8 protein-coding genes and 4 pseudogenes are annotated in these 22,379 nt (G+C 60.7%); 4 read left to right on the top strand and 8 right to left on the bottom strand.

From position 1 onward, the window contains the following. Positions 1-136 precede the first annotated feature (136 nt). Positions 137-568, top strand: a complete 432-nt coding sequence (locus Q6A51_RS05075) for a universal stress protein (RefSeq protein ID WP_304574250.1) — start codon at positions 137-139, stop codon at positions 566-568. Between the two features lie 19 nt (positions 569-587). On the opposite strand, the gene Q6A51_RS05070 is transcribed toward Q6A51_RS05075, so the two are convergent. From Q6A51_RS05070 to Q6A51_RS05045, 7 genes and pseudogenes are all read right to left on the bottom strand, one after another. Continuing rightward, positions 588-1,052, bottom strand: coding sequence for a response regulator (locus Q6A51_RS05070; protein ID WP_201002667.1), 465 nt, complete (start codon positions 1,050-1,052; stop codon positions 588-590). Beyond that, positions 1,049-1,420, bottom strand: a pseudogene (locus Q6A51_RS27430) (response regulator); the annotation flags it as partial. The gene Q6A51_RS05070 and the pseudogene Q6A51_RS27430, both read right to left, overlap by 4 nt. Positions 1,421-1,503: 83 nt before the next feature. Then, positions 1,504-3,358, bottom strand: a pseudogene (locus Q6A51_RS05065) (ATP-binding protein); the annotation flags it as partial. A gap of 14 nt (positions 3,359-3,372) precedes the next feature. After that, a pseudogene (locus Q6A51_RS05060) lies at positions 3,373-3,783 on the bottom strand (LuxR C-terminal-related transcriptional regulator); the annotation flags it as partial. After that, positions 3,781-4,998, bottom strand: a pseudogene (locus Q6A51_RS05055) (PAS domain S-box protein); the annotation flags it as partial. The pseudogenes Q6A51_RS05060 and Q6A51_RS05055, both read right to left, overlap by 3 nt. Before the next feature lie 14 nt (positions 4,999-5,012). Beyond that, a complete protein-coding gene (locus Q6A51_RS05050) occupies positions 5,013-5,681 on the bottom strand; it encodes a response regulator (protein WP_201002665.1) in 669 nt (222 codons plus the stop codon). Then, on the bottom strand, positions 5,678-6,862 hold the full coding sequence (locus Q6A51_RS05045; RefSeq protein ID WP_201018582.1) for a sensor histidine kinase: 1,185 nt from the start codon (positions 6,860-6,862) through the stop codon (positions 5,678-5,680). Before Q6A51_RS05045 ends, Q6A51_RS05050 begins: the two co-directional genes overlap by 4 nt. Positions 6,863-7,055: 193 nt before the next feature. On the opposite strand from Q6A51_RS05045, the gene Q6A51_RS05040 reads away from it, so the two are divergent. Beyond that, a complete protein-coding gene (locus Q6A51_RS05040) occupies positions 7,056-7,577 on the top strand; it encodes an SgcJ/EcaC family oxidoreductase (RefSeq protein WP_201002661.1) in 522 nt (173 codons plus the stop codon). A 75-nt stretch (positions 7,578-7,652) separates the two neighbouring features. Here the strand turns inward: Q6A51_RS05040 and Q6A51_RS05035 are convergent, their stop codons facing one another. Next, a complete protein-coding gene (locus Q6A51_RS05035) occupies positions 7,653-8,183 on the bottom strand; it encodes an RNA polymerase factor sigma-70 (RefSeq protein ID WP_201002659.1) in 531 nt (176 codons plus the stop codon). A 324-nt stretch (positions 8,184-8,507) separates the two neighbouring features. Between Q6A51_RS05035 and Q6A51_RS05030 the strand changes: the two genes are divergently transcribed. Next, positions 8,508-9,266, top strand: a complete 759-nt coding sequence (locus Q6A51_RS05030) for a thioesterase II family protein (protein ID WP_201018583.1) — start codon at positions 8,508-8,510, stop codon at positions 9,264-9,266. Between the two features lie 97 nt (positions 9,267-9,363). Further along, positions 9,364-22,368, top strand: a complete 13,005-nt coding sequence (locus Q6A51_RS05025) for a non-ribosomal peptide synthetase (protein ID WP_304574249.1) — start codon at positions 9,364-9,366, stop codon at positions 22,366-22,368. The last annotated feature ends 11 nt before the right edge of the window (positions 22,369-22,379 follow it).

Here is a 22,379-nt window from a genome sequence, read left to right as displayed (position 1 = left end):
GAGTGAATTCATTCGCGAAGGGCTGCCAAAAATAATCGCGCCTGATTTGCTCTGGATCAATCAAAGCCGCCTTTGCGGTGGTTGCTGGCCTTGGAGGGGACTATGTTGAATACATACCCATTCAAGGAGAGATGTCATGCATAAAGTTCTGATTCCTTACGACGGATCGGTTCCTTCAAAACATGCTCTGGAGTACGTCATTGGCTTTTCAGGCAGCCTTGCACGACCACTGCAAGTGCATTTGCTCAACGTGCAGGCCAGCCCGGTCGTTTATAGCGACTATCTGGCGCCGGACATGATCGAAGGCGTCAAGGCAGGGCTGTATAACGAAGCCAACCGAGTCCTTGCAGAGGCCGTGGTGTTGCTAAAAGCGGCGGATGTTGCCCATCAGACTCATGTGGATCTGGGCAATGTGGCCGAGCAGGTCGGTTCGGCTGTCAAGCAACTGGGCTGCGACACCGTAGTGATGGGCACTCGCGGATTGAGCAGCTTCGGTGGCTTTCTGCTGGGTTCGGTCGCCAATCGCGTGATTCATGAAGTGTCGGTGCCGGTCATTCTCATCAAGTAATGCCCGACACCTGTTGAGCTCAAGGCTGCGCCGGTGCCCGATACTGGCGCAGCAGTTCAATGTTTTCCGGTGGCAGCAGCTGGCGCAAGGTCTTGTACAGCGCGCGGGTTTCCAGCAGGTTCCAGATCCGCAACATGGTTTCCAGAGCATCCAGCGGCTTGCTGATGAAGTCCCTTGCGCCTAGCGCCAGAGCTCGCAGGCGGGTGTCGCGAGTGGCATCGGCGGTCAGCACCATGATGGGCAAATAATCATTGCTCGGGATGCGTCGGTTCAGTTGCTCCAGCACTGCAAAACCATCGAATTCCGGCATGTGCAGGTCGAGAATTACCAGGTCCGGCTCAAAGCTGTTGAACAGGTCGAGTGTTCGCAGCGGTTCGGTGCTGCTCAACACATTGGTCAGGCCTTCCCGGGCGAGCAATTGCTCCATCAGCTCAAGGTTGGGCCGCTGGTCATCAATAATCAGGATGCGGAAGTCGCCGCTCATTCAGGCTCCGGTAGATATTGGTCCAGATGGGCGAGAAACGCCGGGACCTGGATAGGTTTGGTCAGGATTGCCGTAGCCCCGGCTTGCCGCAGCTCGCGGTGGGTTCCGTCACTGGCGTCGGCAGTTATCATCAGTACAGGGGTGTTTGCAGTGCTGGGTGATTGTCGCAGGCGCTGTAATACATCGCGACCTGTTATGTCCGGCAGGTTTACATCCAGCAGAATCAATTGCGGCGCATGCTGCCGGGCCAGGTCCAGCCCCAGTTGCCCCTGCATGCTGGACAGCAGTTGAATGCCGGGCCTGCGTTGCAGCAGGGTTTCGATCAGGGCCATGCTCGACAGGTTGTCTTCAATACACAGCACTTTGCCGTAGTGCTCGGCACGGGCAGGGTGCGGTTCGGCAGGTATCGCACTGATCCGGCGCAGCGGTGCCTCTTCTGCTTTCTGCACCTGAATATAAGGCAGTTCCAAGGTAAACCGGCAGCCCTGTCCTGGCGTGCTGTGTACGGTCATGCTGCCATGCATGGTTTCCAGCAGGCTTTTGCTCAATGCCAGACCCAGGCCTGTGCCTTCTACACTGGCGTCGGCCTCGAGACGTTCAAAAGGCTTGAACAATTGATCGAGTCGATCCAGCGCAATCCCTTTGCCTGTGTCGATGACGCTTATGGCGACCCGATCGTCCTGCTGCTGGACCTCGATCTTCACCAGCCCTTTCGGGCGGTTGTACTTGATGGCGTTGGACAGCAGATTCAGCAGCACCTGAATCAAGCGCTGGCGGTCGGCAATGACACCGCTGTCGTTTGCCAGCGCTGGCAGTTCTGCCAACTGGATATCGCCATCCGCCGCCATGGGCCACACAAGGCTCAACGCTTCTTGCAGGACCTCGGGCAAGAGAACGGGCTCCAGATTGATCGACAGATGGCCTGCCTCGATACGGGCAATATCCAGAACCTCGTTGATCAGGGTCAGCAGGTGCTGTCCGGCCCGCAGGATATGACCCACCTGGGGTTTCTGGTGATTGGTGGAGTCCATGTCCAGCAACTGGGCGAAACCCAGAATGGAGTTCAGGGGCGTGCGCAGTTCGTGGCTCATGCGTGACAGAAACTCGCTCTTGGCACGGCTGGCGCGTTCTGCTTCTTCCCGCGCATTACCAAGGGCGATTTCGGCAGCGCGGCGGTCGGTGATGTCGCGGGTGATCTTGGAAAAACCCCGCAGGGCATTGTTGCTGTCGTACTGCGCGGTGATGACCACGCTGGCCCAGAAGCGGCTGCCGTCCTTGCGGCAGCGCCAGCCTTCTTCCATATAGCGCCCGTGAAGAGTGGCCTCGCGCAGAGCCATGTCCGGGTGTTGCGGGCATTCTTCCGGCAGATAGAACAAAGAGAAATGCTGCCCGAGTATTTCCTGCTCGGTATAGCCTTTGATACGTTCGGCACCGGCGTTCCAGGTAGTGACATAACCCTGGGCGTCGAGAGCGAAGATACCGTAGTCCTTCACGCCTTCGATGATCAGCCGCAGGCGCTCCTCGTTTTCGCGCAAGGCCCGCTCGCGTTCGGCCAGCAACTGGCCGGCTTCCACCAGACGAGTGCCCAGTTGGCCGACCTCATCGTTTTCCGGCGGCTGCGGTAGCAGCGGATGGCCCAGCGCCAGGCGCTGGGCATTGCCTTGCACTTGCTGAACTCTGGTCACGATGCCTCTGGACAGCATCAAGACCGCAAGAATGGCACCAAACAGGCCTGAGCCCGCAGCCAGCAGCGTTGCCCACAATAGACGGGCACGAGTCTCGGAGGCGGCAGCCGTGCGTTCCGCCAGCAAGGTGTCTTCACGTTCGCGCATGGTGCGGATGCGATCACGCAGCTCATCGAGAATGTACTTGTTCTCGATCAGGATGGTCGCAATCGACTCTCTGCTTTCCAGGCTCATGCTGCGCAGGGTTTCCAGGCCATCGACCTTGTCTTCGATCAGCGGTGCAATGGCCTTGAGGTGTTCGCGCATCTGCTGGTCGCGCACATTGGTGTTGAGTCGATCCAGTGCGGCGTCGATCTGCGCATGGGCGTTCAGATACCCCGGCAGAAAGTCCTCTCGCCGGGTCAGCAGGTAACCGCGTACGCTGGCTGCCGCTTCGGCGAGTTGAGTGTGAACGCTCTGTATATCGCCCTGAACCAGCAGCACTCTGCGCACATCTTCTTCGGCTTGGGTGGTCTGGCGCTCGGCAATGTAGATGAGCGTCAGGGAGAGCATCAGAATGACCATTGGCAAGGAAATGGCGACCAGCGCCTTGCCGCGTAACGGGAGGTCTTCCCAGCGCATGACGTTGAACAAGGTCACCTCCAGTCGCCGGATGTCTGATTGACCAGGCCCAGCGCCAGGCCACGAACGGCAGCCTGGGTCCGGTCGGCGGCACCGAGCTTGGCGATGACTTTCTCGACATGAGACTTGGCGGTGCCAGTGGTGATGCCGAGTTTTTCGCCGATTTCCCGGTTGCTACAACCGCTGGCCACCAGCCCGAGCACCTGGCACTCACGAGGCGTCAGGGTTTCGGTCAGGATTGTGCGGCTGTTGTTGTGTTCGGTCACACGCCGTTGCGGGGCGTTGTTGAGGACTTTTTCGTCATGGGCCACATGTTGCAGCCCCGCGATCGCTTCGTCGCGGCTGGCGTCCTTGAGCAGATGACCGACTGCACCGGCACTGATCTGCTCGGCACTGTCGTCCATGGTGAAGACCATCACTTTCATGCGTGAAAGAAACTCGTTCCTGGCAAGGCTGGCGCGTTCTACTTCTTCGCGGGCGGTGCCAAGGGCGATCTCGGCAGTGCGGCGGTCGGTGAGGTCACGGGTGATCTTGGAAAAGCCTCGCAAGGCATTGTTGCTGTCGTACTGCGCCGTGATGACCACGCTGGCCCAGAAACGGCTGCCATCCCTGCGGCAGCGCCAGCCTTCTTCCATATAGCGCCCGGTGCGTGAGGCCTCGTGCAGGGCCATGTCAGGGTGTTGCGGACATTCTTCGGGAGGGTAGAACAAAGAGAAATGCTGCCCGAGAACTTCCTGCTCGGTATAGCCTTTGATGTGCTCGGCACCAGCGTTCCAGGTAATGACATGGCCCTTGGTATCGAGGGCAAAGATGCCATAGTCCCTGGCGCCCTCGATGAGCAGTCGCAGACGTTCCTCGTTTTCGCGCAAGGCCCGCTCGCGTTCGGCGAGCAGTTGACTGGCTTCCACCAGACGAGTGCCCAACTGGCCGACTTCATCGTTTTCCGAGGGTTGTGGTAGCAGCGGATGGCCCAGCACCAGACGCTGTGCATTGCCTTGTACCCGTTGCACTCTGCTCACTATGCTTGTGGACAGCACCCATACCGCAAGGATGGCGCCAATCAGGCCTGAGCCAGCTGCCAGCAGTGTCGCCCAGAACAGGCGTTCGCGACTGTCGGCGGCGGCAGCCGTGCGTTCCGCCAGCAGGATGTCTTCGCGTTCGCGCATGGTGCGGATCTGGTCACGCAACTCGTCGAGAATGTATTTGTTCTCGATCAGGATGGTCGCAATCGTGTCTTTTCCTTCCTTGTTCAGGCTGTGCAGTGTTTCCAGGCCATCGATCTTGTTTTCGATCTGCAGCGTAATGGCCTTGAGGTGTTCGCGCATCTTTTCGTCACGCACATTGGTATTGAGGCGATCCAGTGCCGCTCCGATCTGCGCCTGTGCGTTCAGATACGCCGGCAGAAAGTCCTCATGCCGGGTCTGCAGGTAGCCGCGTACGCTGGCTGCCGCTTCGACGAGCTGGGTGTGAACGTTCTGGATATCGCCGCGAACCAGCAGCACTCTGCGCACATCTTCTTCGGCTTGCGTAGTCTGGCGCTCGGCAACGTAGATGAGCATCAGGGACAGCATCAGAATCACCAACGGCAGTGAAATAGCCACCAGTGCCTTGCCGCGTAGCGGGAGGTCTTCCCAGCGCATGACGTTGAGCAAGGTCACCTCCAGTCGCCGGATGCCTGACTTACCAGGCCCAGTGCCAGGCCGCGAACGGCAGCCTGGGTTCGGTCAGCCGCACCGAGCTTGGCGATGACTTTCTCTACGTGAGCCTTGGCGGTGCCGGTGGTGATACCGAGCTTTTCGCCGATTTCCCGGTTGCTGAAGCCGCTGGCCACCAGCCCGAGTACCTGACGTTCACGGGGCGTCAGGGCCTCGGTCGCGATGGTGCGGCTGTTGTTGCGTTCGGTCATGCGCCGCAGCAGGCGTGCGCTGACGGCACTGTTGAGGGCTTCTTCGCCACGCGCGACCTGTTGCAGGGCAGCGATCACTTCATCGCGGCTGGCGTCCTTGAGCAGATAACCGACCGCACCGGCACTGATGGCGGCCTCCAGGTGGTCGGTGCTGTCATCCATGGTAAACATCACGACTTTGAGTTTCGGCATGCGTTGCTGGAGGATTCGTGCGGCCCCCAGGCCGTTGAGCACCGGCATGCGGATATCCAGGATCGCGATATCCGGCTGCATCTGCTCGCACAGTTCGATGGCCTGCTGACCATCGGCGGCCTGGCCGACCACCTCGAATTCCGGATGTCCGGCCAGAAGCGAGACGAATCCGGTCCGGGTCACTTCATGATCGTCTGCCAGGACCAGTCGCAAGGTGTTCGTCATGGTGCTGCCTTATCTATGTTGAAGGGTACGGTAGCGCGTATTCGAGTGCCGCATTCCGGGCTGCTGACGCAAGTCAGTCGGCCGCCCAAGAGGCTGGCTCGTTCCTGCATCGCCACCAGTCCCAGCTTCTGAACGCCGTTGCTCCTGGATTGCTGGTCAATGATGAAACCACAACCGTTGTCCTCGATCATTAACGAGGCATTGGTTTCATGCAGCTCGAGCGCCAGCTGCACGTTGGCGGCATTGGCGTGCTTGAGAATATTGTTGATGCCTTCCTGGGCAATGCGAAACAGGGCGATTTCCAGGTGGCTGGGTAGGCGGGTCATGGAGCGTGAGCGCCAGTGTACGTTAATACCGGCTTCGCGTAGACGGTCGGCGTCCTTGTCGACGGCCTGAAGCAGACCGAAATCGTCAAGTACGCTGGGACGCAGGCCACTGATCAATTGCCGACCTTCGCCGACGCAGTGCTGGGCAAGGGTCAGGATCGCCCGCAGGTCGTTATCCAGCGGTTCAGGCAGCTCCGGGCAGCGACCGGCAAAGCCTTGCAGGCGCTGATGCAGGCCGGCAAGGGTTTGCGCCAGTCCGTCATGCAGGTCGTAGGCCATGCGCTTGCGTTCATCTTCCTGTGCGGTGAACAGCTGATTGACCAGTTCGGACATGGTGCGCTCCCGTGCGACCAGTGCTTCGAGCAGGCGGTTGTTCTCCAGATGTGCAGCCAGCAGGGTGGCGAGCAGTTGCAGAGATTCGATGTCTTCGCTGTCGGGAGCGCTGATATTCACGCTGTTGGCCAGCACCAGCGTGCCAAAGGAACCGTCATCGGCCCCGCGCAGCGGCAGCATCAGGACGTTGGGCAGAGTGGCGTTTTCACGCTCCAGCCATTGCGGCCCGATGGCCAGGGCGTCGGCCACGATTTCCAGGCTGCGCAGACGTTCTTCACTGCCATGCAGGGCAGTGGTGCGCACGACATTATCGTTGTCCCACTCCAGCAGCAGGCCATGATCCATGGCGACGAAAGCGCAGGCTCTCTGCAGTACACGCTGGCGCATGGCCTCGGGAGGCAGTTGAGTCAGTTCCTGTCCGGTATCCACCAGCAGACGAAGGCGTGCGGCACGGCTTTGGGACTGTCGATACTGCGTACGGATGGCCAGGGCACTTGCCGGGTCATGGGGAGGGCTTTGCATCTGCGGCGTGCTCCTGCGTGGGTTCATGCCCGCGCGGGCACAACATGATGTCATTAAAACCTGTCATGGCTCGGGGTGCCTATCTGCCGAATGGCATAGATAAATAACCCCGTTTGGCCGATGGAGGACATTACCCGAAACGGCAAAGTAGCACTCACTGAATCCCTGAACAGATCCTTGTAGGAGTGTTGCGATGAAACTGAAAAAAACTGCCCTGGTCATGCTTTTTGCTCTGAGTGCTCCACTGGTCCACGCAGCAGATACAGCACCTTATACCTATCGCATGGTGGCTGAGCAGCCATCCAATGTGAAAGACCAGGAAATTTCAGGTTTGTTTGATCGCTGGAACAACGCACTGAAAACCGGCAACCCGCAAACTGTTGTCAGCCTGTATGCGCCAAATGCCGTATTGCAGCCAACGGTTTCCAACAAGGTGCGAGCCACTCCGGCAGAGATCAAGGACTACTTCGATCACTTCCTGGCACTCAAGCCGGTAGGTGAGATCAACTACCGCGAAATCCGTCGCCTTGGCCCGGATGCGGCACTGGACAGCGGTGTCTACACCTTCACCCTGACCGCTGCCGATGGCAAGAAGAGCAAAGTGCAGGCGCGTTACACCTTCCTGTACGAGCGTGTAGGCGGTCAGTGGAAGATCCTCAACCACCACTCCTCGGCCATGCCGGAAGTGCAGCCTGAGTATCAGGTCAGCCGTTGATTCGATAAGTCTGACGTTTGAAGCACATCCGGGGCTCTGGCTCCGGATGTGCTTTTTGCGTTCTCGAAACCGGATTCAGTTTCTGACGCCGCTGACCTTGCGGCAGTGAATCAGGGCATCGCGGATCATGAAGTTCACCAGGGTAGGGGAGACGCCCAGCTCCTTGGCGATGTCCTTTTGCGGGACGCCGTGCAGGCGATACATCTCGAAGGCGTATCGAGTGCGATCCGGCAGCTCCGACAGGGCGTCGGCGATTTTCTCCAGGCTGGAGAAATTGATATGCGAGGTTTCCGGCGAAGCACCCTGGACTACAACGTTCAAGCCTTCATCCTCGGGGCCTGTGTACTTGAGCTCCAGCGCCTGCTTGCGATAGTGATCGATGGCCAGGTTGCGCACGATCTGGAACAGGTAGCTGAGCTGAGCCTTGAATGAAAGGGTGATCTGAGGAGCGGAACGCAGCCTGAAAAATGCGTCCTGCACCACATCTTCGGCGCGGGAACGGCAGCCAACGATGCGGGCGGCGATTTTGACCAACAGCAAATAGTTGTCGATAAAAACCTGGAGTAAGGGTGAGTCACACTTACTTGTGAGCACTTGTTCCGTCATGGAATTCACCTTGCTGCGAGTCTTTGGGGAAGGAGCGTCCCGGTATTGGGTGGCACCAACTTATCGACGGGTAAACTAGGCTTAATGATAATAATTGTCAAATGCGAAATTGAATCAGTGCACCTATAGAGAGCAATTCGTCCCCCTGCGCACTTTTGAAGCGCATCGCTCAGATGCGACTAATTATTTCCAGATGCCATCCGTTCTCATTGATGACAGGCCCGTCCACGACAGCGGCCATGGACCAAATCAGGAGGACACAATGGGTTTCGAGCGCGCGCATCGCAGCTTTTTCATCGGCGTTACCGGATGGCAGGGCCTGATATGAGCACTCCTGCGAGCCTGACGCTGTTCTGTCTGCCTTTTTCCGGGGCCAGTGCGATGTTCTACAGCCCGTGGCGGCGCAAGTTGCCGGAGTGGCTGAACGTTCGTCCTCTTGAGCTGCCGGGTCGTGGCATGCGCATGAACGAACCCCTGCAGACCGATATCGTACAGCTGGCCAATCGTCTTGCCGATGAGATCAGTGTCGAACTGGACAAACCCTACGCGATTTTCGGACATAGCCTCGGAGCCTTGCTTTCCTTCGAGTTGGCCCATGTCCTGCGGGCGCGTGGTCTGCCTGCGCCAATCGCAATGTTCGTCTCGGCGTCGGCGGGGCCGGTGCGTCGCGATGTGAGCGAATACGCCATCGCCAAGACAGACGAGCAACTGATTGCCCGGCTGCGCAAACTCAAGGGCACCAGCGAAAACATCATTGCCAACGATGAACTGATGCAGTTGATGCTGCCCATTCTGCGCGCCGATTTCCTGGCCTGCGGCAGTTTCAAATATGGCGAGCGCGAGCCGTTGAGCGTGCCGATCCATGTCTTTGGCGGCAAGCAGGACAGCGTCACGGTCGAGGAACTGCTCGACTGGCAGGAAGAAACCTGCACCGGCTTTTCCCTGGACATGTTCGAGGGCCATCACTTCTATCTGGTCGACGAGCAGGCGCAATTGTTTCGTCACCTGCGGCGTTACGCCGAGCAACACCTGACCCGCTGGCGCAACAGCGCAGCGCGGCATCTGGCCCGGGCGGCCGGTTGATCCCCCATTGCCTCACGCGCGTCTGTGCCTGAGAACGCGCGTTTTTTCTTGAAATCCAGACCTCATTTGGCAAGCCGAATACAGCAGGAACCTCATCATGGATGCGTTTGAACTCCCCGATACCCTGGCACAAGCCCTTCAGCGTCGCGCCGAGCAGACGCCGGACCGACTGGCCCTGCGTTTTCTCACTGACGAAAAAGACCAGGGCATCGTGCTGACCTACCATGATCTTGACCTGCGTGCGCGGACCATCGCCGCCGCGCTGAAAGCCCGGGCCGAGCCTGGTGATCGTGCGATTCTGTTGTTCCACAGCGGGCCGGATTACGTGGCAGCATTCTTTGGCTGCCTGTATGCCGGTGTGATTGCGGTGCCGGCTTATCCGCCGGAATCCAATCGTCGTCATCACCAGGAGCGTCTGCTGTCGATCATCGCCGATGCCGAGCCGCGCCTGTTGTTGACCGGCTCGGACCTGCGCACGGCCTTGCTGCAAATGGATGAGCTGGCGGCTGCCAATGCCCCGCAACTGTTGTGTGTCGACACCCTCGACAGCGCAATCGCCGAAGGCTGGCAGGGACCTGCCCTGAACAGCGACGATATCGCTTTCCTGCAATACACCTCCGGTTCCACCGCCTTGCCCAAAGGCGTTCAGGTCAGCCATGGCAATCTGGTCGCCAACGAACTGCTGATCCGTCACGGCTTCGGTATCGATCTCAATCCTGATGATGTGATCGTCAGCTGGCTGCCGCTGTACCACGACATGGGGCTGATCGGCGGCTTGCTGCAACCGATTTTCAGCGGTGTGCCTTGCGTGTTGATGGCGCCTGCCTATTTCCTGACTCGGCCATTGCGCTGGCTGGAAGCGATCAGCGAATACGGCGGCACCATCAGCGGCGGCCCGGATTTCGCCTATCAGTTGTGCAGTTCGCGGGTCAGTGATTCGGCGCTGGCACGTCTGGATCTCAGCCGCTGGCGTGTGGCCTATTCGGGCTCGGAGCCGATTCGCCAGGACAGCCTGGACAGTTTCGCTGAAAAGTTTGCCGTCTGCGGTTTTACGCCAGACAGCTTCTTCGCCTCTTATGGCCTGGCCGAAGCCACCCTGTTCGTGGCTGGTGGTCAACGCGGCAAGGGCATTCCATCCCTGCGTCTGGATGAGCGAGCACTGGCGCGCAATATTGCCGAGCCGGGGGATGGCAACCCGGTCATGAGTTGCGGGACCAGCCAGCCTGAACACGGCGTGCTGATTGCCGACCCGCAGACCCTTGCCGTGCTGGGTGAAAACAGCGTCGGTGAAATCTGGGCCTGTGGTCCGAGCATCGCCCATGGCTATTGGCGCAACCCCGAAGCCACTGCCAAGACCTTTGTCGAGCATGAAGGCCTTACCTGGCTGCGTACTGGCGACCTGGGTTTCCTGCGCCATGGCGAGCTGTATATCACCGGTCGCTTGAAAGACATGCTGATCGTGCGCGGCCACAACCTGTATCCCCAGGACATCGAAAAGGCTGTCGAGCGTGACGTGGATGTGGTGCGCAAAGGCCGGATTGCCGCGTTCGCCGTGACCCAGCAAGGCAGTGAAGGCATCGGCATCGCGGCGGAAGTCGGTCGCAGCGTGCAGAAAACCCTGGCTCCCGAGACGCTGATCAAGATGATTCGTCAGGCTGTTGCCGAGGCCTTCCAGGAAGCACCGAGTGTGGTGGTGCTGCTCAATCCGGGTGCCTTGCCCAAGACCTCCAGCGGCAAACTGCAACGTTCCGCCTGCCGCACCCGACTGGCCGACGGCAGCCTGGACAGTTATGCGGTCTTCCCTGAAAGCATAGTGGCTGCCAGGGAAGCGGCTTCGGCTTCCAGCTCCAATCTACAGGCGCAGGTGGTGAAAATCTGGTGTGAACACCTGCAACTGGAAGAGGTGGCCGCCGATGATCACTTCTTCCTGCTGGGCGGTAACTCGATTGTCGCGACCCAGGTGGTCGCCAGTCTGCGTGAAGCGCTGGGTATCGAACTGAACCTGCGCCTGTTGTTTGAAGCTCCGACCCTGGCGGCGCTGGTTGCACAGATCGAAGTGCTGCAACGCGATGGCCAGACACAAGACAGCATTGCCCGCTTGCCGGGTAACGAGGCGCTGCCGCAATCCCTGGCCCAGAACCGCTTGTGGTTCCTATGGCAAATGGACCCGCAAGGCAGTGCCTACAACATTCCCGGTGGCCTGCACCTGCGTGGCGAACTGGACACCACCGCGCTGCGTAGCAGTTTCCAGCGCCTGATCGAGCGTCATGAATCCCTGCGCACCCGTTTTTACGAGCAGGACGGCGTGGCCTTGCAGCGTATCGATCCGGTCAGCGAGTTTTCGTTGCAGGTGATCGATATCAGCGACCTGTCCGGCGAAGAGCGTCAGGCCCGTGCCCTGGCTATCCGCGAAGAACAGGCACGCCTGCCTTTCGATCTGCAAACTGGCCCGTTGCTGCGCGTCACGCTGGTGAAGCTGGACGATGAGGAGCATCAGTTACTGGTCACGCTGCACCATATCGTGGCCGACGGCTGGTCGCTGAATGTGCTGATCGACGAATTCTCGCGCCTGTACGCTGCTGCCATTCAGGGGCAGCCGCTGGAGTTGGCGCCGCTGTCGTTGCGTTATGCCGATTACGGCCACTGGCAGCGTGAATGGCTGGCCCGTGGCGAGGCTCAGCGTCAGCTCGATTACTGGAAAGCGCAACTGGGTGACGAGCAACCGACCCTGGCTCTGGCCACCGATCATCCGCGTTCGGCCCGCAAGCAACACAGCGCTTCGCGTTACAGCCTGCGCTTGAACAACGAGTTGAGCGCCGCAGTAAAGCAGGCCGCTCAGGCTTATCAGTCGACCCCGTTCATGCTGCTGCTCGCCGGTTTCCAGAGCCTGCTGCATCGCTACAGCGGGCAGAGCGATATTCGTATCGGTGTGCCAGGTGCCAACCGGCCGCGTCATGAAACCCAGGGCCTGATCGGTTTCTTCATCAACACTCTGGTGCTGCGTGCGCAACTGGATTCGCGCCTGCCATTTTCCTCGCTGCTGGCGCAAACCCGTCAGGCGGCGCTGGAAGCCCAGGCCAATCAGGACCTGCCGTTCGATCAACTGGTGGAAGCGTTCCCTCAGGCCCGAGAGCACGGTCTGTTCCAGGTTCTGTTCAACCATCAGCAGCGGGACCTGAGCGCCTTGCGTCGTCTGCCGGGTCTGCTGGCCGAAGAACTGCCATGGCACAGCCGTGAAGCCAAGTTCGACCTGCAACTGCACAGTGAAGAGGACCGCAACGGTCGGCTGAACCTGTCCTTCGACTATGCCGACGAGCTGTTCGAGCGTGAAACCATTGTGCGCATGGCCGCGCAGTTCGTGCGTCTGTTGACTCAAGTCTGCGAGCAGACCGATATCGTTCTGGGCGATGTGCAGTTGCTCAGCACCGAGGATCTGGCCGAGCAGGCCCGTTGGGGCGCTGCGCCTTGCGCACCTGCCGGACAATGGTTGCCGGAGCTTCTGAACCTTCAGGCCCGCCAGACCCCGGAGCGCATTGCCCTGATGTGGGACGGCGGCAGCCTCGACTTTGCCAGCCTGCATGCCCAGGCCAACCGTCTGGCCCACTACCTGCGCGACAAGGGCGTCGGCCCGGACGTCAAGGTGGCGATTGCAGCCGAGCGTTCGCCGCAACTGCTGATCGGCCTGCTGGCGATCATCAAGGCTGGCGGCGCCTATGTGCCGCTGGACCCGGATTATCCGACCGAGCGACTGGCCTACATGCTCGCCGACAGCGGCGTTGCGCTGCTGCTGACCCAAAGCCATTTGCTGGGCGATCTGCCGAGCGCCGAAGGCGTCAGCACCATCGTCATGGACACCCTGCATCTGGAAAACTGGCCTGTCAGCGCGCCGGGCCTGCACCTGCATGGCGATAACCTGGCGTACGTGATCTACACCTCCGGCTCCACCGGCCAACCCAAGGGTGTGGGCAATACCCATGCCGCACTGGCCGAGCGCCTGCAATGGATGCAGGCCACTTACGCACTGGACGAAACCGATGTGCTGATGCAGAAGGCACCGATCAGTTTCGACGTTTCGGTGTGGGAATGCTTCTGGCCACTGATCACCGGCTGCCGCCTGTTGCTGGCCGATCCCGGCGAGCATCGCGACCCGCATCGCATTGCCCAACGCATCAAGGAATACGGCGTCACCACGCTGCATTTCGTGCCGCCGCTGCTGCAACTGTTCATCGATGAGCCGCTGGCACAGCAGTGCAGCAGCTTGCGTCGCCTGTTCTCTGGTGGCGAAGCGCTGCCTGCCGAACTGCGCAACCGGGTGCTGGAGCAACTGCCGAATGTGCAACTGCACAATCGTTATGGCCCGACTGAAACCGCGATCAACGTCACTCACTGGCACTGTCAGTTGGCGGATGGCGAGCGCTCGCCGATTGGCCGACCGCTGGGCAACGTGCTGTGCCGGGTTCTGGACAGCGATCTGAATCCGCTGCCCCGTGGCGTGGCGGGTGAATTGTGCATCGGCGGTATCGGTCTGGCCCGTGGCTACCTGGGGCGTCCGGGGTTGACGGCCGAACGTTTCATCGTCGATCCGGCGAGTGAAGAGGGCGCGTGCCTGTACCGTACCGGTGACCTGGTGCGCTGGGCGGCGGACGGCTCGCTGGAGTATCTGGGGCGTCTGGACCAGCAGGTCAAACTGCGCGGCTTCCGTGTCGAGCCTCAGGAAATCGAAGCCCGTTTGCTGGCTCAGGAAGGTGTTGGCCAGGCCGCGGTACTGGTGCGTGAAACCGCCTCCGGCCCGCAATTGATCGGTTACTACACGGCAGCGCTGGAACAGGAAGCCGAGGCCGAGCAGATCGAGCGTATCAAGTCTTCGCTGGCCCTTGAGCTGCCTGAGTACATGGTCCCTGCGCAACTGGTGCGTCTGGACAGCATGCCGCTGAGCCCCAGCGGCAAGCTGGATCGTCGTGCCTTGCCCGAGCCGGTCTGGCAGAGCCGTGAACATGTCGAGCCCGAAACGGCCTTGCAGAAACAGGTCGCCAGTATCTGGCGCGAAGTCCTGGGCGTGCCGCGCATTGGTCTGCGCGACGACTTCTTTTCCTTGGGCGGCCACTCCTTGCTGGCTACCCAGATCATCTCCAGAGTTCGTCAGGTCTGCGATATCGAACTGCCGCTTCGTGCGCTGTTCGAGGCCAGTGAGCTGGGGGCGTTTGTCGAACAGGTCCAGGCCATTCAGGCGTCCGGTGCCCGTAACAGCCAGCAGCCGATTGCCCGGATCGACCGCAACCAGCCAGTGCCGCTGTCCTATTCCCAGCAGCGCATGTGGTTCCTGTGGCAGATGGAGCCGGACAGCCCGGCGTATAACGTGGGCGGCATGGCGCGCTTGAACGGCGTGCTGAACATCGAGTGTTTCGAGGCCGCATTGCAGGCCCTGATCCTGCGCCACGAAACCCTGCGCACTACTTTCCCGAGCGTCAATGGCGTGGCGTGCCAGAAAGTCTCCGAGGAAACCGGCCTGCGCATGCAATGGCAGGACTTCTCGGCGTTGCAAGGCGAATCCCGTCAGCGTCGCTTGCAAGAATTCGCCGACAGCGAAGCGCACAAGCCTTTCGATCTGGAAACCGGCCCGCTGCTGCGTGCCTGCATGGTTCGGGCTGGCGAACTGGAACACTACTTCGTCCTGACTTTGCACCACATCGTCACCGAAGGCTGGGCGATGGATATCTTCGCCCGTGAGCTGGGCTTGCTCTACGAAGCTTTCCTTGAAGGTCGATCTTCGCCGCTGGAGCCTCTGGCGGTGCAATACCTGGATTACAGCGTCTGGCAGCGTCAGTGGATGGAAGCGGGTGAGCGTCAGCGCCAACTGGATTACTGGACGACGCAACTGGGCAACGAGCATCCGCTGCTGGAATTGCCGAGCGACCGTCCGCGTCCGCCGGTGCAGAGCCACAAGGGCGAGCTGTATCGCTTTGATCTGAGCGATGAACTGGCCGCTCGCGTGCGGGCTTTCAACGCCAATAATGGCCTGACCCTGTTCATGACCATGACCGCTACTCTGGCGGTGCTGCTCTACCGTTACAGCGGCCAGAACGATCTGCGCATCGGCGCTCCTGTTGCCAACCGGATTCGCCCGGAAAGCGAAGGGCTGATAGGTGCATTCCTCAACACCCAGGTGCTGCGCGTCCAGCTCGACGGGCAGATGTGTGTCGAGCAACTGTTCGAGCAGGTTCGTCACACGGTCATCGAAGGTCAGTCCCATCAGGACTTGCCGTTCGACCATCTTGTGGAAGCCCTGCAACCACCGCGCAGCGCGGCTTATAACCCGCTGTTCCAGGTGATGTGCAACGTGCAACGCTGGGAATTCCAGCAGAGCCGCGAACTGGCAGGCATGACTGTCGAATATCTGGTCAACGATGCCCGGGCCACCAAGTTCGACCTGAACCTGGAAGTCACCGAACTGGATCATCGTCTGGGTTGCTGCCTGACCTACAGCACCGATCTGTTCGACGAGCCGCGTATCGCGCAAATGGCCGGGCACTTGCTAAACCTGCTGCAAGCCTTGCTGGCCGATCCGGCGCAGCGCTTGAGCGAACTGCCGCTGTTGCAGGACGCCGAGCGTCAGCAGTTGCTCGACAGCCTGGGTGTCGAAGCGGGTGAACAGCGTCTGGATCAGTGCATCCACAGCCTGTTTGCCGAACAGGCCAAAGCACGCCCGAGCGCACCGGCCTTGACCTTCGCCGGTGAAACCCTGAGCTATGCCGAACTGGAGGGCCGCGCCAATCGTCTGGCCTGGATGCTGCGCGAGCGTGGTGTTGGCCCGCAAGTGCGTGTCGGCTTGGCGCTGGAGCGCTCGCTGGATATGGTGGTCGGCCTGCTGGCGATCCTCAAGGCCGGTGGCGCCTATGTGCCGCTGGACCCGGAGTACCCGCTGGAGCGCCTGCAATACATGATCGAAGACAGCGGCGTCGGCCTGCTGTTGAGCAATGCCGCCTTGTTCGAGGCCTTGGGCGAACTGCCTGCGGGCGTCGGTCGCTGGTGCCTGGAAGATGACTTGCCCGCGCTGGCTGCTTACCCGGCGAGCGAGTTGCCGTTCATCAGCCTGCCGCAGCATCAGGCGTACTTGATTTACACCTCTGGCTCCACCGGCAAGCCCAAGGGCGTGGTGGTGTCACACGGTGAAATCGCCATGCATTGTCAGGCGGTGATTCGCCGCTTCGAGATGCGTCCCGATGACTGTGAGCTGCATTTCTATTCGATCAACTTCGACGCAGCCACCGAGCGTCTGCTGGTGCCACTGCTCAGCGGGGCGCGGGTGGTATTGCGTGCCCAGGGGCAATGGGACGCCGAAGAAATCTGCGAACTGATCCGCAGTCAGCACGTGAACATTCTCGGTTTCACCCCAAGCTATGGCAGCCAGTTGGCGCAATGGCTTTCGACTCAGGGCCAGACGTTGCCGGTGCGCATGTGCATCACCGGTGGCGAGGCGCTGACCGGTGAGCATTTGCAGCGTATTCGTGCGGTGTTCAAGCCTGAACTGTTCTTCAACGCCTATGGTCCGACTGAAACCGTGGTCATGCCGCTGGCCAGTCTGGCACCGGCCTGGCTGGAAGAAGGCGAAGCCAGCGTGCCGATCGGCAGCGTGGTGGGCGCTCGGGTGGCTTACATCCTCGATGCCGATCTGGCGCTGGTGCCCCAGGGTGCGACCGGTGAGCTGTATGTCGGCGGCGCCGGTCTTGCTCAGGGCTACCACGAGCGGGCGGCGATGACCGCCGAGCGCTTTGTCGCCGATCCGTTCAGTGGCAATGGCGGGCGTCTGTATCGCACCGGCGATCTGGTGCGCCAGCGTGCCGATGGTCTGGTGGAGTATCTGGGCCGGATCGACCATCAGGTGAAGATCCGCGGTTTCCGTATCGAACTGGGCGAAATCGAAACCCGTCTGCTGGAACACGAAGCCATCCGCGAAGCCGTGGTGCTGGCTCTGGATACGCCAGCGGGCAAGCAACTGGCCGGTTATCTGGTCACGGATGTGGCCGGGCAGGGTGAGGAGCAACAGGCGCAACTGCGCGAGTCGCTCAAGGCGCACTTGAAGGCGCAACTGCCGGATTACATGGTGCCCACGCATCTGATCCTGCTGGGCAGCATGCCGCTGACCGCCAATGGCAAGCTTGACCGCCGTGCCTTGCCAGCACCGGACCCGGAACTCAATCGTCAGAGTTATGTGGCACCCACCAGTGAACTGGAGCAGACCCTGGCGGGTATCTGGTGTGCTGTGCTGAACGTGGAAAAAGTCGGCCTCAACGACAACTTCTTCGAGCTGGGCGGCGACTCGATCCTGTCGATCCAGGTGGTCAGCCGTGCGCGTCAGGCCGGGATTCATTTCAGCCCTCGCGACCTGTTCCAGCACCAGACCGTCCAGACCCTGGCTGCTGTTGCGACGACCAGCGAACTGGTTCAGGCCGAGCAAGGTCTGTTGACCGGCGAGTCGGCCCTGACACCGATTCAGCACTGGTTCTTCGAGACGCCGATCCCTGAGCGTCAGCACTGGAATCAGGCGCTGGTGCTGGAGCCGACCACGGCTCTGGAACCTCGTCATCTCGAACAGGCTCTGCGGGCGATTCTTGAACAACATGATGCCTTGCGCCTGAGCTTCCGGGACAACGCCGGAAAATGGCAGGCCGAGCACCGTGCTGTCACCGGTGAAAGCCTGCTGCTGCAAGCGCGTGTTTCCGATATGAGCGAATGCGCCGCACTGTTTGCGGACACCCAGCGCAGCCTGGATCTGCAAAGCGGCCCGCTGTTGCGTGCCTTGCTGGTGGATGGGCCGCAGGGCCAGCAGCGCCTGCTGATGGTCATTCACCACTTGGTTGTCGATGGCGTTTCATGGCGCGTGCTGCTGGACGATCTGCAAGTTGCCTATCGCCAGCTTGTCGATGCCGCAACCGTCAAACTGCCAGCCAAGACCAGCGCCTTCCGTGACTGGGCCGGGCGTCTACAGGCTTACGCCGGCAGCGAATCCTTGCGCGAGGAGCTGGCCTGGTGGCAGCGTCAGCTCAGCGGGCCGGGTGCTGAATTGCCTTGCAATAATCCGCAGGGTGGTCAGCAGAATATTCATGCACAGACCGTCAGTGTGCGTCTGGATGCGCAAAGTACCCGACAGCTTTTGCAGCAGGCACCGAGCGCTTATCGGACTCAGGTCAACGACCTGCTGCTGACCGCGCTGGCACAGGTGGTCTGCCGCTGGAGCGGGCAGGCGTCGGCGTTGATTCAGCTCGAAGGCCATGGCCGCGAAACCCTGTTCGACGAAATCGACCTGACCCGTACCGTGGGCTGGTTCACCAGTGCCTATCCACTGCGCCTGACGCCTGGATTGGCCGAAGAGGCTGGGCCGGGCGCATCGATCAAGGCGATCAAGGAGCAATTGCGTCAGGTTCCTCACAAGGGCCTGGGTTATGGCGTGCTGCGTTATCTGGCTGATGGCAACAGCCGCGCTGCAATGCAAGCCTTGCCGGTCGCGCCGATCACCTTCAACTACCTGGGGCAATTCGACCAGAGCTTTGGCAGCGATGCCTTGTTCCGTCCGCAGGAAGAGTCGGCGGGTGCAGCCCATGACGTTCATGCGCCACTGCCTAACGAGTTGAGCATCGACAGTCAGGTGTACGGCGGCGAACTGGTGCTGCGCTGGACCTTCAGTGGCGAGCGTTACCAGACCCAGGCCATTACTGAACTGGCACAGGCTTATCTGGCGCAGTTGCAGGCGCTGATTGCCCATTGTCTGGCAGATGGCAGCGGCGGCCTGACACCTTCGGACTTCCCGCTGGCTGCTCTGGATCAGGCGCATCTGGATGCGCTGCCGGTTCCGGCGAGCCATATCGAAGATGTCTATCCGCTGACCCCGATGCAGGAAGGCATGCTGCTGCATACCTTGCTGGAACCGGGCACCGGTCTGTATTACATGCAGGATCGCTATCGCATCAACAGCGAGCTGGACCCGCAACGTTTCGCCCAGGCCTGGCAGGCAGTCATTGCCCGTCACGAAGCCCTGCGTGCCTCGTTCTGCTGGGATATCGGCGAAACCATGCTGCAAGTCATTCACAAACCCGGCAACACGCCCATCGACTATCTGGACTGGCGCGATGTGGCTCAGGACCAGCAGGAGCCGCGTCTGCAAGCCCTGCTCAAGTCCGAACGCGAGGCCGGTTTCGATCTGCTCAACCAGCCGCCGTTCCACCTGCGTCTGATTCGTGTAGACGAGGCGCGCTACTGGTTCATGATGAGCAACCACCACATCCTGATCGATGCCTGGTGCCGCTCGTTGCTGATGAACGACTTCTTCGACATCTACACCGCGCTGGGCGAAGGCCGCGAGGCGCAACTGGCCGCGCCGCCGCGCTATCGCGATTACATCGGCTGGTTGCAGCGTCGTGGTCTGGTTCAGGCCCGTGACTGGTGGCGGCAGAACCTCAAGGGCTTCGAGCGTCCGACGCCGATCCCGAGCGATCGTCCGTTCCTGCGCGAACATGCCGGTGACAGTGGCGGCATGGTGGTGGGCGACTGCTACACCCGTCTGGATGTGGCCGATGGTGTGCGACTGCGCGAACTGGCTCAGCAGCATCAACTGACCATCAACACCTTTGCCCAGGCGGCCTGGGCCTTGACCCTGCGGCGCATGAGCGGTGACCGGGACGTAGTGTTCGGTGTGACCGTGGCCGGGCGTCCGGTGGAAATGCCACAGATGCAGCGCACGGTGGGCCTGTTCATCAACACCATCGCCCTGCGCGTGGGCTTGCCGCAGGATGACCAGCGTTGCAGTGTTCGCCAGTGGCTGAACCGTTTGCTGGAAAGCAACATGGAGCTGCGCGAGTACGAGTATCTGCCGCTGGTGACCATCCAGGAAAACAGCGAGCTGCCCAAGGGCCAGCCGTTGTTCGACAGCCTGTTCGTGTTCGAGAACGCGCCGGTTGAAGTCTCGGTGCTGGACCGTGCGCAAAGCCTCAATGCCACTTCGGATTCAGGCCGTACCCACACCAACTATCCGCTCACGGCAGTGTGTTACCCCGGCGATGACCTGGGGCTGCATCTGTCCTATGACCAGCGCTACTTCGACGAAACCACGGTGCAAGGCATGCTCGGCGAGTTCAAGCGCCTGCTGCTGGCCTTGATCGAAGGCTTCCATGGCGATATGTCCGAGCTGGCGCTGCTCAGTGAAACGGAACGCGAATTCCTGCTCGATGGCTGCAACAGGAGCGACCATGACTATCCGCTGGAGCGCAGCTATGCCGAGCTGTTCGAGGTGCAGGTCGCGGCCCATCCACAGCGTACCGTCGTCAGTTGCCTGGATCGCCAATACAGCTATGCCGAGCTGAACGCACTCAGCAACCGTCTTGGCCATGCCTTGATCGAGGCCGGAGCCGGTTTCGATCAGCCGATTGCGCTGCTGGCCGAGCGTGGCCCGGAACTGCTGTGCATGATTATCGGTAGCTTCAAGGCCGGTGCCGGTTATCTGCCGCTGGACCCGGCGCTGCCGAACCAGCGTCTGAGTGGCATCATTCAGCAAAGCCGCACGCCGGTGCTGGTGTGCAGTGCCGAGTGTCGTGACCAGGCCGAGGCCTTGCTGGCCGATATCGCTGAAGCGAGTCGTCCACGTTTACTGGTCTGGGAAACGGTGCAGCAGAGTGAGCTGTCGCAGGACAATCCTGGTCGATACAGCGCGCCGGACAATCTGGCCTACGTGATCTTCACCTCGGGTTCCACCGGATTGCCCAAAGGCGTGATGGTCGAGCAACGCGGCATGCTCAATAACCAGTTGAGCAAGGTGCCTTACCTGAACCTGAGCGATGCTGACGTGATCGCCCAGACTGCTTCGCAGAGCTTTGATATTTCGGTCTGGCAGTTCCTGGCAGCGCCATTGTTCGGTGCGCGGGTGGACATCGTTCCAAACGATATCGCCCGTGATCCGCAGGCCTTGCTGAGTCATGTGCAGGCCCAGCGCATCAGCGTGCTGGAAAGCGTGCCGTCCCTGATTCAAGGGCTGCTGGCCGAGGAGCGCGCAAGCCTCGATGGCCTGCGCTGGATGCTGCCGACCGGCGAGGCAATGCCGCCGGAACTGGCTAATCAATGGCTGCAACGCTACCCGGATATCGGGCTGGTCAACGCCTATGGGCCTGCCGAATGTTCCGACGACGTGGCGTTCTTCCGCGTCGATCCGGAGTCGACTCGCAGCACCTACCTGCCCATCGGCACGCCAACGGACAACAACCGTCTGTACTTGCTCGACGAGGCTCTGGATCTGGTGCCGCTGGGTGCGGTTGGTGAGCTGTGTGTGGCCGGGACCGGTGTCGGTCGCGGTTATGTCAGCGACCCGCTGCGCACCGTGCCGGTGTTTGTGCCCAACCCGTTCGGTGCAACCGGCGAGCGCTTGTATCGCACCGGCGACCTGGCGCGCAGACGTGCAGATGGCGTGCTGGAGTACGTGGGCCGGGTCGACCATCAGGTGAAGATCCGTGGCTACCGCATCGAGCTGGGCGAGATCGAAACCCGCCTGCAGGAGCACGAAGCGATTCGTGAATCGGTGGTGCTGGATATCGACGGACCGTTGGGCAAGGTGCTGGCGGCGTATCTGGTGCCGCGTGGCAATGCTCAGGACCCGGACTTGCTGCGCGACGAACTGAAAAGCCACCTCAAGACCAGCCTGCCGGACTACATGGTGCCAAGCCATCTGGTGATGCTGGAGGCCATGCCGCTGACCCCGAACGGCAAGCTGGACCGCAAGGCTCTGCCCAAGCCGGATGTCAGCCAGGTGCAGAACGACTACGTGGCACCGCAGAGCGAAATGGAGCAGCAACTGGCGACGATCTGGGCCGATGTGTTGAAAGTCGAGCGTGTCGGGATCACCGACAACTTCTTCGAGTTGGGTGGGCATTCGCTGCTGGCAACTCAGGTGGTGACCCGTGCGCAGAAGCTGTTGCAACGCAATGTACCGCTGCGTGCCATGTTCGAGTTCAACACCATTCAAGGGTTGGCCGGGCATCTGGAAGGTCTTGGCGGGCAGAAGGTCGATGAACAGAAATTCGACCGGCTTGCGGACCTGATGGCTGAACTGGAAGGGTTGTGATTCGCCTCTCG

Source organism: Pseudomonas serbiensis, assembly GCF_030580745.1.
Lineage (GTDB): Bacteria > Pseudomonadota > Gammaproteobacteria > Pseudomonadales > Pseudomonadaceae > Aquipseudomonas > Aquipseudomonas serbiensis.
The sequence above is the reverse complement of the archived record's forward strand: the minus strand, read 5'-3'. Positions and strand labels throughout refer to the sequence as shown.